The sequence below is a fragment of the Mycolicibacterium vinylchloridicum genome (assembly GCF_013404075.1).
GTDB classification, from domain to species: domain Bacteria; phylum Actinomycetota; class Actinomycetes; order Mycobacteriales; family Mycobacteriaceae; genus Mycobacterium; species Mycobacterium vinylchloridicum.
In genome coordinates, this window is record NZ_JACBJQ010000139.1 from 1 (window position 1) to 3,260 (window position 3,260).

4 protein-coding genes are annotated in these 3,260 nt (G+C 68.9%); 1 reads left to right on the forward strand and 3 read right to left on the reverse strand.

What is annotated here, in order from left to right:
• Positions 1-106: 106 nt before the first annotated feature.
• On the forward strand, positions 107-511 hold the full coding sequence (locus HPC46_RS33975) for a hypothetical protein (protein ID WP_233717038.1): 405 nt from the start codon (positions 107-109) through the stop codon (positions 509-511).
• A gap of 72 nt (positions 512-583) precedes the next feature.
• On the opposite strand, the gene HPC46_RS33980 is transcribed toward HPC46_RS33975, so the two are convergent.
• From HPC46_RS33980 to HPC46_RS33990, 3 genes are all read right to left on the reverse strand, one after another.
• The gene (locus HPC46_RS33980) at positions 584-814 is read right to left on the reverse strand and encodes a hypothetical protein (RefSeq protein WP_179476381.1); all 231 of its coding nucleotides are present in this window, start codon (positions 812-814) and stop codon (positions 584-586) included.
• A gap of 29 nt (positions 815-843) precedes the next feature.
• Positions 844-1,629 carry a deazapurine DNA modification protein DpdA family protein gene (locus HPC46_RS33985; RefSeq protein ID WP_179476382.1) on the reverse strand — a complete coding sequence of 262 codons (786 nt, stop codon included), beginning with the start codon at positions 1,627-1,629 and terminating at the stop codon, positions 844-846.
• Positions 1,630-1,713: 84 nt separating this feature from the next.
• The gene (locus HPC46_RS33990; protein WP_179476383.1) at positions 1,714-3,216 is read right to left on the reverse strand and encodes a DNA cytosine methyltransferase; all 1,503 of its coding nucleotides are present in this window, start codon (positions 3,214-3,216) and stop codon (positions 1,714-1,716) included.
• Between the last annotated feature and the right edge of the window lie 44 nt (positions 3,217-3,260).

Consider the following 3,260-nt stretch of genomic DNA (forward strand, 5'->3'; position numbering starts at 1 on the left):
CAAGGTCGAAGTCGTAGCGTGACAAAGGCATTACAAGCAGCTCAGTCCTAGAGGGTGCTTCCGCAGGGAAGGCGCCGTGGATGCCGGAATAGTGCAGCCTCCCGATATGTGCCGTTTGCCAGCCTTCGCATTGCGGCGCGGCGGCTGGCGGCACGTGATGATGGTGCGGCCGCCGCGCTATGCGCTGGCGGTCGCCCGGGCGGGGCAACCGCTACCGGGGGATGTGCGGGCACTGCACGAATGCGACGTCACCCTGTGTGTGCGAGTGGTGGGCGCCGAGGAGATCGCGGCCGGGGTGCGTGCGCACGTGATCGCGGGCACCCAGCAGGAGAACATGGAGCAGATGGCGGCGCGGGGCCGCGGTGGTGGCCGGCCGCGCGTGATCGCGCGGGGCGCGGGTCTGCGGGCCCGACGGGAGCGTGCGCTGGCGCTGCGGGAGGCGGTGCGGTCAGGGTGGGACTCGGCCGCAGTGGAGGCGGCCATGCTCGGAGGTCAGCCACGGTTGTGGTGACCGGGAACGGGTTCAAGCATTCGACGGGTGCAGGGTCAGACTCTGCACCCGTCGGCGTTTGCATGGTGAGAGTCACCGGCTGGGGTCATCGGAGTTGTGCGAGTGACAGCGGTTCGCGGCGCGGAGGCGACGGTGGTGGATCGGGACTGGCATACTCCAGCGGCGCCGGACGACCCGCCCGTCGGCGAGTACGTCGCCTTTGGCGACGAATGCTGCCAGCTTGACGCTGCTCGTGTCGTTCTCTCGGGTGTGCCGTGCGGGTTCATCGGCCGCGTTGGCGGCGGTCGCAGGCGGGATGGTCATGGGAGGGTTCCTTCCGATTCGGTGGTGGGTCAGGCGGCGTCGAACAGGCTCATCTGTCCGGAGGGCGTGATGTCCAGGACGCGTTCGCGCCAGGCCAGGGCGTAGGGCAGGCAGTTGTTGCACGCGGCGTGCGTGTGGCCGGGAAGCGGCTCGCTCATTCGCGCTGCCCAACTCCACGCCATTGAGTCGGCGCTGAGGACTCTGTGGCCGTAGCGCTTGAGGCCCGAAAGCTTCAAGCCGTACGCGTGGAGTGGGATGTCGGGGTCGTGGCGCTGGATGGTGGACAGGATCACGTCGATCTCGGCGCTCGCCTGGCGGCGGCACATCGTGCCGACGCCGACGAGGAAGCAGTCGGACAGGTCGACGCCGGCGGCGTAGTACATGTCGACGCAGCGGCGATAATCGTCAGGCGTCCAGCCCTGCAGAACCGGGACGTAGGGCACATCCCAGTCGGGGCCGGGCCAGAGGTCCTGCAATTCTTGGAAGTTGTCGATGGTGCGGCGCTGGTGTTCACGCACGCTCAGTCCGGTGCGGGCGATCTGTTCGGGCTCGCACATCCAGTCGCCGGGCGAGGCCCATTGGAGGTTGCCGATCTCCTGGTCGTAGCGCCAGACCGCGGCGTTGTAGTCGCGGGCGGTGGTGCGCCATTCGCCGTACATCGATAGTTCGGTGAAGCCGCCGGAGTCCAGCGCCCATCCGGTGAGCGCACGCGGGAAGCTCTTGCGGGGTGCCAGGCGGCGGTGGGAGATGAACAGCGGGACGTTGGCTTGGCCGAGCCAGCGCACCTCGCTGGTTCCGAGATAGAAGTACTTCATGGCGGCGGTCCTTCGTTTCTGCGGTGGCTGGGCTGTGGGGTCGGTGCCCGGTGGGGGTGGGGGGAGCACCCCCACCGGGTGGCTTCAGGCGGTGGGTTGGAGCGTTTCGCCGGTGACGGTTTCGATGACGAGGCCCACGAGGTCTCGGGCGGCTGGCGGGGTGACGGCGTTGCCTGCCAGCCGCACCTGCTCGCGCCTGGTGCCGACCATCCGGTAGTCGCTGGGGAAGTCCATCGCGGCGGTGATCTCGCGGGGCTCCAGCATCCGGAAGTAGACATCGCTGATGTCGATGGTCGGTGGCGGCGTGGGGATGGGGCCGCGGTTGAGCAGGCCGTGGCGTTCGAGGGTGGTTACCGTCGGCAGCGGTTGGTCGACGGTGCTGTTGCCGCCGGAGCCGTAGAAGCTCGTGATGAGTGGTCGGGGGGCGTCGGCGTAGACGAGGCCGTGGTGGTTGCCCGAGGCGGTGACGGTGGCCAGCGGCTCGGCCACGGAGCGGGCGTCGCTGGATCCGCCGCGCAGTTCGGCGACGAAGGCGGGGAAGGCGATTCCGTCGTTCTCGCGGGTGGTACGGGTCGGGATCGGCTCGCTGGTTGGGACGGCTTCGGTGCGCCAGGTGCCGCCGGTCGGGACCAGCAGGCCGGTCTCGTTGCGGGTGGTCATGGTGCGGGCCGGTTGATCGACCGGGACGGCGGTCTTGCCATCGCGTCCCTCGACGGGGACCAGCATCGGGGTCCAGAACCGTTCGATTCCGGCGGCGATGCGGGCCATCGTCTTGTCGGCCAGCGGGCGCGTGCGGTCGCCGATGCGGGTGCCCGTCAGCGACCAGTCGATGATCTCGGCGGCGGGCCGGTACAGCGGCTCGACGATCTGGTTGCGGCAGGCGGTGTTGCGGCATCGGTAGACGTACTGGGAGCGGTACTTGCCCCACTTGGGGCGGTCCTGACGCTTGAACACCTGCATGGCGCGGATCGGGCCGCACTCGGAGCACACCGCGTGCGGGGACACCAGCCGCGACACGTCAGGGCGGGGGTCTCCGGTGCGGGTGAACACCGCGTAGAAACGGTCGCGGGACTGCGGGGCGCCGGGCCCGAAAAGTTGGGCGTGCATGCTGTTGAGGTAGATGAGCTGCCCGGTGTAGCCGATGGATTCCATCGCCATCCGCCATGCCTGGAACGGCGGCCAGAACACCACGTCCACGACGTTCTCCACGATGACCGCGCGGTACTGGTGGTACTCGGCGAAGCGGACGACGTCCCACATGGTGGCCCGGGAGCGTTCGGCGGCCTCCTCGGGCAGGGTTTCGCCGAACAGGTCGGGCTGGGCGTCCTGGCGCTTCTTGCCCTGGGCGATGCTGTGCTTGGTGCAACTCGGGCTGGCCCACAGCAGGTCGGTGTTGGGGAAGTAGCGGGGGTCGATCTGCGACAGGTCGGCCTGGATGTGGTCGGCGTCTGGATGGTTGAGGCTGTGGGTCTCGATGGCCTTCGCCCAGTGATTCGCGGCCGTCTTGACCGTGACGTTGCCGAACGCGATCGCGCCCGTGGAGCTCCCGCCGGCGCCGCAGAACAGGTCGGTGAGGGTAAGGGTCATGTTGACGGGCCTTTCTCTTGGGGTGCGGGGGCGGGGTCTGGGTG